This window comes from Gaiella sp., from assembly GCF_035710885.1.
Classification (GTDB): Bacteria; Actinomycetota; Thermoleophilia; order Gaiellales; family Gaiellaceae; genus Gaiella.
The window spans coordinates 1-15,921 of record NZ_DASTCS010000042.1; the positions used below are offsets into that span (position 1 = coordinate 1).

The window sequence follows — 15,921 nt, forward strand, 5'->3', positions numbered from 1 at the left end:
CGCTCGCGCCGTAGCGCGCCGCGAGCTCGGACACCGGGTAGCGCACCTGCCACTCCTCCGACCTCGTGGCGGCTCCTCGAGCTCCTGACATCAGGATCAAGCATTGGCCGTCGCCTGCGCCCACGAAGGCGTGCTCGGTCCAGGGCGGACAGTGGAAGAAATCCCACGCCCGTAGGCGTCGCTCCTCGCCCTCGACGAGCAGCCTGCACTCCCCTGACAGGACGAGGAACGCCTCCTGATCCGACTCGGCGTGGTAGAGGCCGGTCTGGCCCGGCTCCAGGACGGTGACGTTGATCCCGAACTGGGCGAACTCGACCGGCGGGTCGCCGTACTCGCTCTCGAAGGCGCACCTCGCGCCCCGCGTCTCCGAGGAGAACCACTCGGCGTCGCGCACGTTGACGACGAACCAGCCCTGGGTGACGGGCGTGAGCCCCGATCCGGAGTCCTCCAGCTGTGCTTCGGGCACGGACGCGATTCTCGCACCTCGGGACGGGTCTCCGGTGTGTGCAAGCGTGCTCTCACCCGGGTCTGGGGACGCTCTGCAGACCGGACGAAAGGAGCCTCGTTGCGTTCCGAGTGGAGAATGGGATGACGATGCACGTGCATGTGAACGGCACACGGCTGTGGTTCGACGTGGAAGGTCCTGCGCTCGTGCCCGACGGCGCAGCGATGCGAGAACGCCCCACGCTCCTGGTGCTGCATGGCGGTCCGGGGAGCTACGACCACTCCTACTTCAAGCCCGACTTCGCCCAGTTCTCGGAGAGCGCACAGGTGATCTACCTGGATCTGCGAGGGCACGGCCGCTCCGAGTGGGGCGATCCTGCTGCATGGTGCTTCGAGGTGTGCGCCGACGACGTCTGTGCCTTCTGCGACGCGCTCGGGATCGCGCGGCCGGTCGTGTACGGCCACTCGATGGGGGGCTTCGTCGCCATGCTCTACGCGGCGCGCCATCCCGGCCACGCTTCGGGGCTGGTGCTCCAGTCCACGAAAGCCCGCTTCGACCTGGCGCGGCTCGTGGAGGCCTTTCGCAGGTTCGGTGGCGACGAGGTGGCGGCTCTCGCCGAACGCTCCTACTCGGGCGACTCCGTCTCCGACGAGGAGTGGAGCCGCGTCTTTGCCGTGTTCGGGCCTGTCGTTCCGGATGAGGACGAGCTTGCCCGCAGGATCCGGAACCCCGAGGTGAACGCTCAGGGCTTCGAGCTGCTACGCACGTTCGACGCCGTCGATCAGCTTGCGAACGTCGACTGCGCGACGCTGGTGTGTGTCGGGGACCGCGACCCGGTTACCCCGGTCGCCGCCGCCCAGGAGATCGTCGACGCGCTGCCCGAGGGGAGCGCGACACTCGAGGTGATCCAGGGCGCGGGCCACTTCCCCTGGAAGGACGCACCGGATCGTTACTGGCCGCTCGTCAGGGCCTTCGTGACGGCCGGGCGTCGCGCGCGATAGCCTCGTGGATGTGACGCGCGCTCTCGCGTTGCTGCTCCTCCTCGGTGCGCTGGGGCTCGCCGCCGCGGCCGCGGCTCCCGCCGCCGAGCGTCCGTTCGACTCGTCGGTGCGACCGCTGCCGGCCTCGCTCCGGGCGGATCTCACCGGCCGCTACTGGCGGCCCGGGTGCCCGGTGCCCCTCTCTCGTCTTCGGCTCCTCACAGTGGTGCACTGGGGGTTCGACGGCGAGGCACGCACCGGCCAGCTCATCGTCGCGCGCGAGTACGCAGCCTCGCTCCGCGGCGTCTTCCGGAAGCTCTACGGCCTTCGGTTCCCGATCCGCCACATGCGCCTCGCCGACTCCTACGGGCCCGAAGCTGCACGACCGGCCGACGGAGACGTCAGCGGCTCGTTCGAGTGCCGCCAGGCAGTGCCTTCGCCGTGCTCGGGCGGCTCTGGTACCGGGAGCTGGTCGAACCACGCATACGGCCGCGCAATCGACCTGAACCCGGTCGAGAACCCGTACGTCGGGTGCGGGCGGACACGCGACCGGGAGAGCGCCCGCTACCTGGACCGCTCGCGGCTTCGCCACGGCATGGTCACACCGGCGGTGGTGAGCGCGTTCCGCTCGATCGGCTGGGGCTGGGGCGGCGCCTGGACCGGCGCGACGAAGGACTACATGCACTTCTCGTCCACGGGCCACTGACCGAGCCCGGTGGGACGCGGAGGTCAGCCCGTCAGCGCGTAGCGGAAGGTGCCGCGTGCCGGCGCGAAGTCCGCGCCTCCGCCTTGTCCCTCGTCTGCCGTCTCGCGCGCCGCCGCGGCCGTGAACGTGAACCAGCCGGGGTTGCCGAGAGCACGGCGCGGGACGGAGAAGGTCAGCGTCGACCCGTCGGCGACGATCCCGAACGTGGCGACCCGGCGCGACTCGGCGGCGGCGGGGTGCGTCAGCCGCACCATCCGGCCCGTCCTGGACGGGCCATGGGTGCCGAGGGCGAAGTTCGCGCCGCGCCACTCGCCGCCGGGGATGATCGGCCGCGGGCCGAGTGGCGGGACGTCGATGCCGACGAGCAGCATGTCGATCCACCCCTCGCGCGCGCTGACGCGGAGAGGCGGCGCCTTGGCGAAGCGGAGGACGAACGTGACCTTCGTCCTCGTGTTGGACACCTTCAGCGAGACGATGTCCGGACCGGGTCCGCCCGCGACGTCGCCCGCACGGTCGGAGTAGCTCTTGGCCGCGAACGCGACGCCACACGTCAGCAGGAGAATGGCCAGCAGGGACGCGCCGAAAGCCGTACAGCGTCGGAGCGACATGATTCACACTCCTCTCGCCCAACGCCATCCTGCCCCGGGACGCCACGCCTTGCCATCGGGGATATTGCCGATTTCGTCCGCGCCCTTCCCGCAACGTCGTTCACCACCGTGTCTCGTGCGCGTCCGAGCGCTCCGGTGCCATCGCGTGCATGCCCTGCCTCGGGTGAGTAGCGTTGCCACGTGAGACTTCTCGGTGAACGCGAGCCCGCGGCAGCCGGTCCGGAGGCGCATGCGGGCGGGCGGCTGTCTGCGGCCGGCGCCCTGTGGCGGAGGTCCGCGCCATGGTGACGGCCGACGAGATCGCGCGGGTCACCATCTTCGCGCCGCTGGGGCTCGAGGAGCGCGAGCGGCTGGCGCGCGCAGCGGCCGACATCCGCCTCGCGCCCGACGAGTACGCGGTGCACGAGGGCGGCGAGCGCGCTCTCTTCGCCGTGCTCGAGGGCCGCATCGAGGCGGTCAAGCTCGTCGACGGCATCGAGCGCGTCGTCGGCGAGCGACGCCCAGGAGAGGTCTTCGGAGAGGTGCCGCTCACGCTCGGCACGGTGTTCCCGGTCGGGTTTCGAGCGGCGGAGAGCTCGCGCATCATGCGTGTCGAGGCCCACGACTACCACGCCGTCGCGGCCACGGCGCCTGACCTCGCGAAGGAGGTCGGGAGCCTGGCGGCGAACCGCATCGGCGGCCCGGGCGGGCTGCAGGGCCTCGCCGCGCAGCCGCCGCCACCACGGGCGATCGTGGTGGGGCATCGGTGGGATGCGACCTGCGCGGAGCTCCGGCGTTTCCTCGATCGCAACCAGATCACGCACGCCTGGCTCACGCCCGACACGCCGGATGCCACGGAGCAGTGGGGCGGTCCCTTGCCGGCCGAGGGGGACTGGCCGGCGATTCGCGTCGTCGACGGCAAGACCGTCGTGCGGCCGCAGCTGCGCAGGGTGGCCGAGCTGCTCGGCCTGGGTACGGAGCCCGTCGCGGCGGAGTACGACGCGGTGATCGTCGGCGCCGGGCCCGCCGGGCTCGCTGCGGCCGTCTACGGCGCATCGGAGGGCCTGCGCACCATCGTCGTCGAGCGCGAGGCGCCAGGCGGCCAGGCCGGCACGTCCTCACGGATCGAGAACTACCTCGGCTTCCCGTCGGGCGTCTCGGGCGACGAGCTGGCGAGCCGGGCGCTGCAGCAGGCGCGGAGGCTCGGTGCGGAGATCCTCGTGACCCGGGCGATCGTCCGCATCGACGCTGCCACCCGTCAGGTGCATCTCGACGGAGGTGACGTCCTGCGGGCACGGACGATCATCCTCGCCTGCGGGGTCACGTGGAGGAGGCTGTCGACCGAGGGCTTCGACCGGCTCGCGGGGAAAGGGGTGTTCTACGGCGCGGCACGCAGCGAGGCGGCCAACGCCCACGGACTGGACGTGCACATCCTGGGCGCGGGCAACTCGGCGGGTCAGGCGGCGCTGTTCTTCTCGACCCACGCGCAGAGCGTGACGCTCCTCTGCCGCGGTGACGGGATAGAGAAGAGCATGTCGCGCTATCTCGTCGATCATCTCGCGTCTCGTCCGAACATCCGCATGCTCGCCCGCACCGAGGTGGTGGCCGCGCACGGCGACGTCTCGCTCGAGGCGATCGACGTCCGGAGCTCCGAGACCGGAGAGTCGAAGCGGCTCGAGTCCGGAGGGTTGTTCATCTTCATCGGAGCAGATGCCGAGACCGACTGGCTGCCCGACGAGATCGCGCTCGACCGCCGCGGGTACGTGCTCACAGGATCCGACGTGCGAGATGCAGGGCGCTGGGACCTCGAGCGCGACCCCTACCTACTCGAGACGAGCGTGCCCGGCATCTTCGCGTGCGGAGATGTGCGCTTCGCCCCCGTCAAGCGCGTCGCTGCTGCCGTCGGCGAGGGCAGCATGGCCATCGCCTTCGTGCACCAGTACCTGAGAGACGCCGACGGGAGCGTAGACCGGTAGGCCCCGAGGCCGCGCCGGGTCGGCCCCGGCGATAGGCTCGTCCGGTGGACGCGCGCATCCTCGTCCTGGGGGCGGGCTTCGGCGGTCTCGAGCTCGCGACCCTCCTCTCCGAGGCGCTCGGCGACAGCGCAGGGGTCACGCTGATCGACGGGAACGACGCCTTCGTCTTCGGCTACGCGAAGCTCGACGTGATGTTCGGGCGGGAGACGCTCGAGGAGGTTGGTCTTCCGTACGCGAGCTTCGCGAAGCCCGGCGTGCGGTTCCTGCGCGAGACGGTGACGGCGATCGACCCCGACGGGCTCCGGGTGACCACCGACGCGGGCGTGCATCAGGCGGACGTCCTCGTCGTGGCGCTCGGGGCCGACTACGACTTCGAGGCGACACCGGGGCTCGTCGGGGGGCAGCACGAGTTCTACTCGGTCGGTGGCGCCGAGCACCTGCGTGAGGTCATACACGGCTTCACCGCCGGGCGCGCGATCGTGGGCGTGTGCGGGGCGCCGTTCAAGTGCCCGCCGGCGCCGAGCGAAGCCGCGCTGCTCCTGCACCACCACCTCGTGGAGCGGGGCGTCCGGGACGCGTGCGAGATCGCGCTCGTGATGCCGTTCGGGACGCCGGTGCCTCCGTCGCCGGACACGTCGGCGGCGCTGCTGGCCGAGTTCGCCGAGCGTGGGATCGAGTTCGTGCCCGACCGCCGGGTGAGCTCGCTCGATCCAGCGCGCCGCGTCGCCGTGCTCGACGACGGCGCGGAGCTCGAGTACGGGCTCTTCCTCGGCGTCCCGAAGCATCGCGCGCCCGACGTCGTCCTCGCGAGCGGGATGGCCGAGGAGGGCTACGTCCCCGTCGACTCGCGCACACTCGAGACCCGCTTCCCGAACGTCTACGCCGTCGGCGACGTGGCGACCGTGGGCGTCCCGAAGGCGGGTGTCTTCTCCGAGGGCGCGGCGCGCGTCGTCGCCGCCTCGCTGCTCGCGCGGCTGCGCGGAGACGCGCCGCCGCCGGCGTACGACGGGCGCGGCGGCTGCTACATCGAGTTCGGCGGCGGGCGCGTCGGAAAGGTCGACGTCGACTTCCTGTCGGGGCCGAAGCCGACCGGTACGTTCCGTGCGCCGTCGAGCGAGCTCGTAGCCGAGAAGCGTCGGTTCGGCTCGAGTCGCCGGGCCCGCTGGTTCGGCTGAGACGCCGGAGGGAAGGCGCTCGAGGACGCGATCGCGTCGGTCGACGCCGTGCTGCTCCTGACGGATGTCACCGTCCTCCCGCGAACGAGGTGACCCGGCAACAGCGTCGGCTCCGTATCACTCGGACGGGGGATGCAGGCGCTTTTCCCGCCGATGACGATCAGCGGGATCTTGGGGGAGCGGGGACGTGTTCACGCGGCAATCGGGCCGGCTCAGCCGGGCTCCCCTGCTGCGCGGGTGACCGCCCGGTGACCGGGCTGCCCAACCTTGCGGGCCTCGAGGCGCGACTCGCGGCAGAGGAGCGCCCGTGCGGGGTCGTCTTCGTGGACCTCGACGACATGAAGGACGTCAACGACCGGCACGGGGCCGAGATCGGCGACCGGGTCCTCCGCGAGGCAGCCGACCGGCTCGTCCGAGTTGTGCCGTCCGGGTTCGCCGCACCGGTCGGAGGCGACGAGTTCGCCCTCCTGGTGCCCGACCTCGAGGACGCCGTGGCCCTCGAGTGGGTCGTCACGCGCGTCACCGAGACGCTCGCCGTGCCGTTCGACGTCGGGCTGGCCGCGCCGGTCGAGCTGAGCGCGACCGCTGCAGGAGCTCTCTGGCGACCGGGCGAAGATCCGCGCGCGGTGTTCGCGGCCGCCGACGAGCGGGTGATGGTCGCGAAGGTCTATCGGCAGGAGGACGCGTTCGGGGGCCTCGCCGAGCTCGTCGCCGTCGTCCTCGACCGGGTGCCCGAGGTGGAGCTGCTCGACGCCGCCGCAGGCGCGATGCTGCACCTGACGGCGGCCGACTTCGGGCTCGTCCTCGTCGCCGACGAGGTGGCGTTCGCGCCCGACCTCGCAGCCGCCGCTGCGGTCGAGATCGCGTCGCGCGCCGCACGGGAGGCGGCGGACACCGGGCGCTTCGTCGACACGCGCGATGCGGAGTGGGAGGTCGTCGCCGCTCCGCTCGGACCTCACGACTCGCACGGCGGGGCGGTGGCCGTGCTCCGCCGAGGCTGGAGGTTCGGGCGTCGCGAGCGCGTGATGGTGGCGCAGGCCGGCCGGCTCCTGGGCCCGAGCATCAGCGCACGGCGCACGCTCGAGGACGCGCTCGGCCAGATCGCCGCGCTGTCGGAGCAGGCGCTCCAGGACGAGACCACGGGACTGCCGAACCGCCGAGCGCTGCTGCGGCGACTCGCGGAGATCGACGGCGACACGTCGCTTGCCGTTCTGCTCGTCGACTTCGACGGGCTGCGGGCGGTCAACAACGTGCTGGGTCACCAGGCGGGAGACGACCTGATCCGTCGGGTCGGCGCGGCGATCCAGGAGTCGCTCCAGCCGGACGAGCTCGTCGCACGGCTGCACGGCTCCGGCGGAGACGAGTTCGTCGTCTGCTGCCCCGACCTCGACGAGGACGGGGCAACTGTGCGCGCCTACGAGCTGGAGGTGGCGCTCGCCCAGCTCCGGCTCCCGCGTGCGCTGAGGTACCTCTACCAGGGGGCGTCGGTCGGCTCGAGCGTGCGGGCGCCCGGCGAGAGCCCGATCGTCTTCCTCGAGCGGGCCGTCTCGGCGCTGCGCGAGCGCAAGGCCGCGCGCAAGCGCGAGAGCGCCTAGAGCGTTCGTCGAGCCTCTCGTCCGATCGCCCACCCGGGGGGCGCTGCGCGCACCGCGGATCCTGCCGACGCAGCCGGAACGGTCGGATCGGAGCCCTGTGCCGCCGTGCTCCGGTGTCGTCACACTTCAATCTATCTATCTCTAAATCTATTGAGATTTAGGCTATGGTGCCCCGGTGCCGCACAACGTGCGCCCCGTGTACGAGGTGAAGTCGGGCCTGTTTCGCGTGCTTGGCCATCCGGCCCGGGTCCGGATCATCGAGCTGCTGCGTGACGGAGAGCGCTCGGTCGGCGCGCTCCAGGCCGAGCTCGGGCTCGAGTCCGGCCCGACGTCGCAACACCTGACGGCGCTGCGCCGCGTCGGCCTCGTCGAGTCGCGCCGGGAGGGGACGAGCGTCTACTACCGGGCCGCCGACAAGAAGGTCTTCGAGCTGCTCGAGGCCGGCCGCGCGCTCGTCACGCGCCGGCTCGAGGAGCAGCAGTCGATGCTGCGGGAGCTCTCCGAGCCGTGAGCTTCGCGGTCGTCGTGTCGCTCGGCGCGGCCGCGGTCGCCGCGGGAGGGTTGCTGGCCGTGGCCCGGCGCTCGTTCACCCTCGGGCTGACGACCCAGGGGATGGGGTGCGCGCTGCTGGCGGGAGGCGGGCTCTGGGCCCTGGTAACGGACGAGGCGGCCGGCGCGTCCTTCACGAGCGCCTTCGATCCGCGCGTCGGGATCGACGGCCTCTCGGGCCTCTTCCTCGGCGTGCTCGGCGCGGTCGGTGCTGCGGCGCTCGTGTTCGCGACCCGCTATCTGCAGCCGTCGGGCCGAGGACGGGCGATCGGCGCGCTGACGGCGGTGTTCGTGCTCGTGCAGGCGCTCGTCCTCGTGGCCCGCGATCCGCTCACCTTCCTCGTCGCGTGGGAGGCGATGACGCTCGTTCCCGCCGCCGTGATCCTGGTTGCCCGCGCGGACGAGCTTGCCCGGCGTACCGTCTTCTTCTACGTCGCGCTGACCCACCTCGCCGGTGCGGGGACGTGGGTGGCGATCCTGCTTCTCGCGCGCGAGGGCGCGATCGGCGATCCGAGCGTCATCGCCTCCGGCTCGGGCGTGCAGATCGCGATCGCGCTCGCCGCCCTGGTGGGGATGGGCGCGAAAGCGGGTCTGATGCCGCTCCACGTCTGGCTCCCGCTCGCACACCCGATCGCCCCCGCGCACGTCTCTGCGCTGATGAGCGGCGTGATGATCAAGATCGCGATCTACGGGCTGATTCGCGTCCTCGTCGAGTGGCTCGGCGTCCTGCCGGAGTGGCTCGGCGTGCTCGTACTGGGACTCGGCGCCCTCTCGTCGGTGGCCGGGGTCGTCTACGCGCTCTTCCAGCACGAGCTGAAGCGCCTGCTCGCGTTCCACTCGATCGAGAACATCGGGATCATCGTCCTCGGTCTCGGCGCCTGCCTCGTGCTCCGCGCGCGGGGGGCCGACGCCTGGGCGGCCTTCGCCCTGGCCGCAGCGCTGCTCCACACCGTGAACCACGCGCTGTTCAAGGCGCTGCTCTTCCTCGGCGCGGGCTCCTTCGAGAAGGCGGTCGGGTCGCTCGAGCTCGACCGCCTCGGCGGCCTCATCCGGCGGATGCCATGGACGGGCGGGGCGTTCCTCGTCGGAGCCGTCGCGATCGCGGGGCTCCCGCCCCTCAACGGGTTCGCGTCCGAGTGGACGACGCTGCAGTCCCTCCTCCGGCTGCCCGCCTACGGCGGCGTCGCCGACGGGACCGCAGGGGCGCTCGCACTGGCGGCGCTGGCGGCGACCGCGGCCCTCGCGGCCCTCTGCTTCGTCAAGGTCGTCGGGCTGGTCCTGCTCGGGCCGGCGCGCCGCGACGCCGTCGCACACGCGCAGGAGGCGCCCGTCCCGATGCGCGCCGGGATCGTCGCGCTGGCCGGGGCCTGCGTGCTGCTCGGGGTGGCGCCGGGCCTCCTCTTCGGATCGCTCGTCGGGCTGGCGCCCTGGGCCAGCGCCGTCCCCACGTCCATCGGGCTCGACCTGCCCGGGACGGGGCTCTTCCGCTCGGGCGGGATCGCGCTCGTGCTCGTGGCGCTCGTTGCCGCTCTCTACGTGCTCCGGGGTCGGCGCGTCGCCGCTCCCGCTCCGACCTGGGCCTGTGGCCAGCTCGTCGAGCGCCGGCTCGACTGGACGAGCGCCGGGTTCACCAAGGCGCTGCGCCTGGTGCTCGAGGACGTCCTGCGCCCGGAGCGTGAGATCGACGTTCGGGTCGAGGGAGGAGTCGTGCAGGAGGTCGCCTACGAGGGCCGCGTCCCGCATCTCTTCGAGGAACGCCTCTATCGGCCGCTGACGGCACTGGCGATGGAGGGGGCGCACCACGCGAGGCGCATGCAGAGCGGGCGGCTGGGCACCTACGTCGGCTACCTGCTCGCGCTCGTCCTGGTCGTGCTCACGGCGGCGAAGCTGGGGGTCCTGGGGTGAGCGGCCGGGAGGCAGCCGCGACGGCGGTGCAGCTCGTGGGCGGACTCGCGCTCGCGCCGTTCCTGCCCGGGCTGGTGCAGCATTGGAAGGCGCGCCTCCAGGGCCGTCGCGGGCCGACGCCGCTGCAGCCCTACCGGGAGCTCCGGCGGCTCTGGCGGAAGAGCTCCGTCGACGTGGAGGGGGCGGGGATCGTCTACCGGCTCGCGCCGGCGCTCACCGCCGGAAGCGTCGCGGTGGCGGTGCTGCTCGTGCCGGTCGCAGCCGGTTCGCCCGACCTCGGTGTCGGCCGGGACGCGCTCGTGCTGGCCGGCCTGCTCGCGCTCGCGCGCTTCGCCGTCGCAGCCGCATCCTGGGAGGTCGCGAACGGGTTCGCCCTGATGGGGGCGAGCCGGGATCTCACGATCGCCGTGTTCGTCGAGGCCGCGCTCGTGCTCGCGCTGGCGGTCGCGGCGCTCGTCTCCGGCTCCACCGACCTGGTGGCGATGGTCGCCGGCACGTCCGGCACGCAGGCATGGACCGATCCGGCACTCGCTCTCGGGGCGGTCGCGTTCGCCCTCGTGGTCGTGGCGGAGACGGGGCGCCAACCCGTCGACAATCCGGACACCCACCTGGAGCTGACGATGATCCACGAAGGCCCGCTGCTCGAGTACGCGGGCCGCGACCTCGCGCTGCTGCACTGGGCGGCCGCGGTTCGCCACTGGCTCGTCCTCGTCCTCGCGGCGCAGGTCTTCCTTCCGCACCCGACCGACCCGTGGGTGCAGCTCGCGCTTCTGCCCGTCGTCCTCGCCGTGCTGTGCGCAGGGCTCGCTCTGACCGAGACGCTCGTCGCGAAGATGCGCATCCTCCTGGCACCCCGGCTGCTGGCAGTCGCGGCGCTCGTTGCCCTGCTCGGCGTGGTTGCGTGGCTCGTGGAGACCGGATGAGCGGCACGCTCGCCTGGGCGGTGGTCGCGCTCGGCCTCGCCGTCGTCGTCGTGCGCCGACGCTCGGTGGCGGTCGGTCTCGTCACGGTCCAGGCGCTTCTCCTCGCAGGGGTGGCGATGGCCGAGGCGTCGAACACAGACGATCTCGGCGCCGCATTCGCGCTCGCGGTGCGGGGCGTTGCGCTCGCCGCGTTGTTCCTCGTCATCGTCTCGAGGACACGCGAGCCGGGCCCGGTCCGCGCCGGGGTGGCGCCGTTCGCGCGTGCGGGGGTCGCGGTCGGGCTGGCGCTCGCCTTCACGTGGCTCGTGCCGTCGATCGGGCTGGAGTCCTCGCAGTCCGAGCGGGCGATGCTCGCGCTCGTCGCGTTCGGCGCGGCGATCGTCGCCACGCGCCGGGCGACCCTCCATCAGCTGCTCGGGATCGTGATGGTCGAGAACGGGCTCGTGCTCGGGGCGATCGAGCTGCCCGGCGGGGCCTCGCTCGCGGTCGAGCTCGGCGTCGCACTCGACCTCACCCTGATCGCCATCGTCGCGGTCGTCTTCCACGAGCGGATCTTTGCCGAGTTCGGATCGGGGGACACGGCGGTGCTGGAGACACTGCGTGACTAGCCGCGAAGCCCTCGCGCTGGCGGTCGTGGGGCTGCCGACGCTCACGGCGATCCTCGTGGCCGTCGTGCCACGGCGCGTGGTGCAGCCCGTCGCGCTCGCCGGCCTCGTGCTCTCCGGGCTCGTCGCGATCGCACTGGGGATCGTCGCGCTCGGCGACCCGTCGGCGCCCGAGGTCTCGGACTGGGTGGTGATCGACGCCGCGGCAGGGCTGATGGTGGGCGTGATCGGCCTGGTCGGCCTCGCGAGCGCGCTCGCCTCGCCCGCCTACCTCCACTCGACGCCGTCGGGGCTCTTCGGTCAGGCGCACGGGACGCGCGCCTACTACGCCGCGCTGGCGGCGTTCGTGGCCGTGCTGACCGCCGTGCCGCTCGCGGGGAACCTGGGCGCGGCGTGGCTGCTCGTCGAGGCCACGACCGCCGCGTCGGCGATCCTCGTCGGCTTCAGCGGCAAGCCGCGCGCGCTGGAGGCCGGCTGGAAGTATCTGCTGCTCACCTCCCTCGGCCTCGGGTTCTCACTGCTCGGGATCGTGCTGCTGGCGTCCGTCACCCCGGGAGGCACGCTCGACGTGCTCTCGTGGCGCTCGCTGTCGGCCGACGTGCCGGCGGGGGAGACGACGCTCGTCGCGTTCCTCCTGGTCGTCGTCGGACTGGCCGCCAAGATCGGTTGGGCGCCCGTCCACAACTGGCTCCCCGACGCGCACTCGGAGGCGCCGCCTCCCGTCTCGGCTCTGCTGTCCGCGGCCCTGCTCCCGGCAGTGCTGCTCGTCGCCTGGCGGGTCGAGCGGGCGCTCGAGCCCGCGGTCGGTGAGAGCACGGGGCGCACGGTGCTGATCGGCTTCGGCCTCGTCTCGCTCGGCGTCGCCGTTCCGTTCCTCTGGCGGCCGCTCGCCTGGAAGCGCCTGCTGGCGTACTCGAGCCTCGAGCACATGGGCGTGATCGCGCTCGGCATCGGCTTCGGCACACCGCTTGCGCTCGCCGGTGTGGCGGTGCACATCGCCGGCCACGCCGTCGCCAAGGCCCTGGGCTTCTATGCCGCCACGCCGCTGCTCGGGCACGAGCCGCGCGCCGCCGGCCACGCCGTCACCGGCATCGCGCGCACCCAGCCCGCGCTCGGCACGACGATGGGCATCTCGCTCGGGGCCCTCGCCGGCCTGCCACCGTCGCCGCTCTTCCTGAGCGAGATCCTCGTGATCGCCGGGGGCTTCGACGCGGGGCGGCCGTGGGCGGCCGCCGCGGCGGCAGTCCTGCTGGCGCTCGGGTTCGTGGGGCTGGCCCACGCGCTCGTCGAGACGACCGGTGGCAGCACCCGCCGCCGCGAGCGCGCGAACGCGCCCGGGCTGCGCTCCGTGGTGGCCTTCGGCGCCGCGGCGACGGTGATCCTGCTCGCGCTGGCGGGCGCCGCGTTCTGGCTCCCCGACACGGACATCGTCGAGGCACTCGTGCGGGGGGTCGGATGACCGTCCATGCAGCACTGTCGTACAGGGAGGCGATCCAGGCGGCGCTCGCCGACGGCTTCCGCTTCGGGGGGCTTCACGCAGCCGAGGGGGGCGCGGTGGTTCGCACCGTGCTCGTCGGCCCGGAGGGCACGGTGAGGGTCGAGTCCGTCCGCGCGACTGGGGACTCCGTGCCCACGATCGTCGATCTCGTTCCGGCTGCCGGGTGGGACGAGCGTGAGGCACACGACCTCTACGGCGTGGGGTTCGACGGTCACGAGCCCCTCCGCCCGCTCGTCGAGCACGATCCGACGCTCTCCCACTGGACGGTGCACGTCAAGGGCGAGGATGCGTATCAGGTGGCCGTCGGGCCGATCCATGCCGGGGTGATCGAATCCGGGCATTTCCGCATCCACGTCGTGGGCGACCGGATCCTCCACCTCGACGCACGCCTCTTCTACAAGCACCGCGGCCTGGAGCGGGCTGCCGAGGGCAGCTCGCTCGAGCATGGGGCGGCGTATGTCGGCCGCGCCTGCGCCGCGTGCGCCGTCGCCAACCGGCTCGCGTATGCCCACGCGTGCGAGGACACCCGGGGCCTCGACGCGACGCCCGAGCTCGCCCGTGCGCGCACGATCCTCCTCGAGCTCGAGCGCACCTGGAGCCACCTCAACGACATCGCCGCCGTCTGCGCCGGAGTCGGCCTCGCCGCCGGCAACACCCACTTCGCGGCGCTCACCGAGCGTGCGCGTCGTCTCAACGCGGTGGTCGGCGGGCACCGGTTCCTCTTCGGTGCGGTCGAGGTGGGGGGGAGCTCCCTCGATCTCGACGCCGACGCCGTTCGCCGTGCGCGCGAGGAGCTCGGGCGGATCCGCGGCGAGGCCTCCCGCGGCTGGCGCGAGTTGCAGTTCAACGCCTCCTTCCAGGACCGGCTCCCCGACGTCGGCGTCCTGCGGCCGGAGGAGGTCGACCGCCTCGGCACCGTCGGGCCGGCCGCTCGCGCCGCGGGCGTGGCACGCGACGTGCGAGCGGACAGTCCTCGGCTCGACTATCCCGGCTTCCAGCCGCGGACGCCCGAGCGGCCGGACGGCGACGTCCGCGCGCGCCTCGAGCAGCGTGCGCTCGAGCTCGGGCAGTCCTTCGACGTCCTGGGCAGGCTCCTCGACGGCCCGGTCCGGCCGGCCCTCGCCACGGCGGCACGCTCCGGGTCGGCGATCGGGGTAGGCCTCGTCGAGTCGGCGCGGGGCGCCACCCTGTGCGTCGTCGAGCGCGAGGGCGACCGGCTCGCCCGCGTGCGGCTGCGCACGGGCTCGTACGCGAACTGGCCCTCCGTCGCGTTCGCCGCCGCCGACAACTTGCTCCCCGACTTCCCCCTGATCAACAAGAGCTTCGAGCTCTGCTACGCCTGCGCCGACCGCTGATGCTGACCCTCCTCCGCGATCTCCGCCGCCTTCGCCGCACCGTCTCGTTGCCGGCGCCGGGACGCGGACGGAGCCTCGCCGTCCGTCACGTCGATGCGGGGTCCTGCAACGGCTGCGAGCACGAGCTCACCCTCCTCGCCAGCCCCTACTACGATCTGCAGCGCTTCGGGCTCGGGGTCGTGGCGTCCCCCCGCCACGCCGACGTGCTGCTCGTGACGGGGCCGGTGACGACGCGAATGCGGGAGCCGCTGCTCACCGCCCACGCGGCGATGCCGGAGCCGCGTCTCGTGGCCGCGCTCGGCGACTGCGCCCTCGGCTGCGGCGTGCTCGGCTCCCCCGGGGAGTTGCTCGGGGCCGTGGACACGCTGCTCTCCGTCGACCTGCGGATCCCCGGCTGTCCCCCGACACCGGAGACGATCGCGACGGCGCTGCTCGAGCTCGTCGACCGGGCACACGCCGGCTGAGGCGCCTGCCTACGGCAGCCGCCAGAACTCGCCTGTCAGCCCGAGCCGCTCGAGGATCTCCTGGTTCTCGAAGCGCGTCTGCGGCCGCCAGTCCGGCGCCAACCGGTCGCCCCACCACGCGTGCGCGAGCTCGCTGAGCTTCGAGACCGTGATCGTCGCCCCCGGCGCCCGGCCGTCGAGCCAGCGGTCTATGTGCTCCTCCGACCGGAAGAGATGCATCGCGCTTCAGGTGAAGACGATGTCGGCCCACCAGCGGGCGGCCGGGACGAGGCAGTGGAACAGAAGGCGCTGGTCGTCGGGTCGCTCGTCCCGCACCTCGACCACGATCGGCTCTCGACAGTCTGCGCACACGGTCTCGATGTGGCCGTCGACGTGGAGCGCCGCGCAGATGCCGAATGCGTCCCAGGCGCAGTTCCCGTACCACCAGCGATCGGCCGCCCGCACCCGGAAGGGCGTGGGGACGGCGGAGAACGGGGCTGCCATGCGTAGCTCGGCCGTCGCGTCGTCCAGAACGAGCGCGTGCTCCGCATGGAGTCGCGCCCAGCCTGCTCCGACGTCGCCGGCCTCGATGCCGAGGGCGCGTCCGACCTCGTAGGACGCCGGCGCGCGCCCCAGCTCGACGAACAGGCCGTACGTGGCGTTGCGCAGCGCGAGGTCGTGCCCGTCGATCGCCCGAGTCTCCCAGAACGTGCGTCACGTCCGTGACCTGAGCACCTCCGGCCCGGTCGGCCGCGGGTCGCCGTCGCCCGGCTCGGCGGTCACGCTCAGCACCGGGAACCGGGCAGGATCGACCGCGGCCGTGAATCGCGCGTCCGAGCGGCCCTGCTGGTCGGGATGGAATGTCCCCGCGGAGATCCGGTTCCGCCGCCCGGCGCGGTCACCCGGGCCGACGAACCAGAGCTCGTAGTAGGCGCCCTTCGGAAGGATCGGGAGCGAATCGCTGCGGAACGTGATCACGCGGCCGATCCCGGTCTCGCGGACGTCGACCGCCGCGCGGGCAGGCCCGATCGGGGCCGCCAGCACCGCCTGGAGCTCGAGCTCTCCGGCCGGCGAGCCGGCGCGGACAGCGAGGACGAGCACCGCGGCCGCCACCGCCGCGCCCGCACCAACGGCGGCGAGAGGCGATCTCCAGGCGCGACGGCGCGGCTGAGTCATCGT

Annotated in this window: 17 protein-coding genes; 12 read left to right on the plus strand and 5 right to left on the minus strand. The window is 72.8% G+C overall.

Going from position 1 to position 15,921, the window contains the following annotated elements:
- On the minus strand, positions 1-466 hold a 466-nt coding region (locus VFO26_RS09740; protein WP_325114770.1), incomplete at its 3' end, for a cupin domain-containing protein.
- A 122-nt stretch (positions 467-588) separates the two neighbouring features.
- Between VFO26_RS09740 and VFO26_RS09745 the strand changes: the two genes are divergently transcribed.
- Both VFO26_RS09745 and VFO26_RS09750 read left to right on the plus strand, forming a co-directional pair.
- On the plus strand, positions 589-1,446 hold the full coding sequence (locus VFO26_RS09745) for an alpha/beta hydrolase (RefSeq protein ID WP_325114771.1): 858 nt from the start codon (positions 589-591) through the stop codon (positions 1,444-1,446).
- A 10-nt stretch (positions 1,447-1,456) separates the two neighbouring features.
- Complete coding sequence (locus VFO26_RS09750) at positions 1,457-2,131, plus strand: M15 family metallopeptidase (RefSeq protein ID WP_325114772.1); 675 nt, start codon at positions 1,457-1,459, stop codon at positions 2,129-2,131.
- Positions 2,132-2,154: 23 nt separating this feature from the next.
- On the opposite strand, the gene VFO26_RS09755 is transcribed toward VFO26_RS09750, so the two are convergent.
- On the minus strand, positions 2,155-2,739 hold the full coding sequence (locus tag VFO26_RS09755; protein ID WP_325114773.1) for a hypothetical protein: 585 nt from the start codon (positions 2,737-2,739) through the stop codon (positions 2,155-2,157).
- A gap of 281 nt (positions 2,740-3,020) precedes the next feature.
- Between VFO26_RS09755 and VFO26_RS09760 the strand changes: the two genes are divergently transcribed.
- The 10 genes from VFO26_RS09760 (at position 3,021) to VFO26_RS09805 (ending at position 14,763) form a co-directional block, all read left to right on the plus strand.
- Positions 3,021-4,694 (plus strand): FAD-dependent oxidoreductase, encoded by a 1,674-nt coding sequence (locus VFO26_RS09760; protein ID WP_325114774.1) that lies wholly within the window; start codon positions 3,021-3,023, stop codon positions 4,692-4,694.
- Positions 4,695-4,738: 44 nt separating this feature from the next.
- On the plus strand, positions 4,739-5,869 hold the full coding sequence (locus VFO26_RS09765) for an NAD(P)/FAD-dependent oxidoreductase (protein WP_325114775.1): 1,131 nt from the start codon (positions 4,739-4,741) through the stop codon (positions 5,867-5,869).
- A gap of 248 nt (positions 5,870-6,117) precedes the next feature.
- Positions 6,118-7,464 (plus strand): GGDEF domain-containing protein, encoded by a 1,347-nt coding sequence (locus VFO26_RS09770; RefSeq protein WP_325114776.1) that lies wholly within the window; start codon positions 6,118-6,120, stop codon positions 7,462-7,464.
- Positions 7,465-7,639: 175 nt separating this feature from the next.
- Entirely contained in the window at positions 7,640-7,975 is a 336-nt protein-coding gene (locus tag VFO26_RS09775) for a metalloregulator ArsR/SmtB family transcription factor (protein WP_325114777.1), read from the plus strand.
- Entirely contained in the window at positions 7,972-9,918 is a 1,947-nt protein-coding gene (locus tag VFO26_RS09780) for a proton-conducting transporter membrane subunit (RefSeq protein WP_325114778.1), read from the plus strand. The genes VFO26_RS09775 and VFO26_RS09780 overlap by 4 nt, the downstream gene beginning before the upstream one ends.
- Positions 9,915-10,841: a respiratory chain complex I subunit 1 family protein gene (locus VFO26_RS09785; RefSeq protein ID WP_325114779.1), complete on the plus strand. Its 927-nt coding sequence runs from the start codon at positions 9,915-9,917 to the stop codon at positions 10,839-10,841. Before VFO26_RS09780 ends, VFO26_RS09785 begins: the two co-directional genes overlap by 4 nt.
- Positions 10,838-11,449: a hypothetical protein gene (locus tag VFO26_RS09790; RefSeq protein WP_325114780.1), complete on the plus strand. Its 612-nt coding sequence runs from the start codon at positions 10,838-10,840 to the stop codon at positions 11,447-11,449. The genes VFO26_RS09785 and VFO26_RS09790 overlap by 4 nt, the downstream gene beginning before the upstream one ends.
- Positions 11,442-12,905, plus strand: coding sequence for a proton-conducting transporter membrane subunit (locus VFO26_RS09795; protein WP_325114781.1), 1,464 nt, complete (start codon positions 11,442-11,444; stop codon positions 12,903-12,905). Before VFO26_RS09790 ends, VFO26_RS09795 begins: the two co-directional genes overlap by 8 nt.
- Positions 12,902-14,299 carry an NADH-quinone oxidoreductase subunit C gene (locus tag VFO26_RS09800; protein WP_325114782.1) on the plus strand — a complete coding sequence of 466 codons (1,398 nt, stop codon included), beginning with the start codon at positions 12,902-12,904 and terminating at the stop codon, positions 14,297-14,299. Before VFO26_RS09795 ends, VFO26_RS09800 begins: the two co-directional genes overlap by 4 nt.
- Complete coding sequence (locus VFO26_RS09805) at positions 14,299-14,763, plus strand: hypothetical protein (protein WP_325114783.1); 465 nt, start codon at positions 14,299-14,301, stop codon at positions 14,761-14,763. The genes VFO26_RS09800 and VFO26_RS09805 overlap by 1 nt, the downstream gene beginning before the upstream one ends.
- 9 nt (positions 14,764-14,772) lie before the next feature.
- Here VFO26_RS09805 and VFO26_RS09810 read toward each other — a convergent pair whose 3' ends face one another.
- The 3 genes from VFO26_RS09810 to VFO26_RS09820 all read right to left on the minus strand — a co-directional run.
- Entirely contained in the window at positions 14,773-14,982 is a 210-nt protein-coding gene (locus VFO26_RS09810) for a hypothetical protein (protein WP_325114784.1), read from the minus strand.
- 6 nt (positions 14,983-14,988) lie between these two features.
- Positions 14,989-15,246, minus strand: coding sequence for an organomercurial lyase (gene merB / locus VFO26_RS09815; RefSeq protein WP_325114785.1), 258 nt, complete (start codon positions 15,244-15,246; stop codon positions 14,989-14,991).
- Between the two features lie 210 nt (positions 15,247-15,456).
- Positions 15,457-15,921, minus strand: a 465-nt coding sequence (locus tag VFO26_RS09820; protein WP_325114786.1) for an anti-sigma factor, incomplete at its 5' end; no start/stop codon positions are given.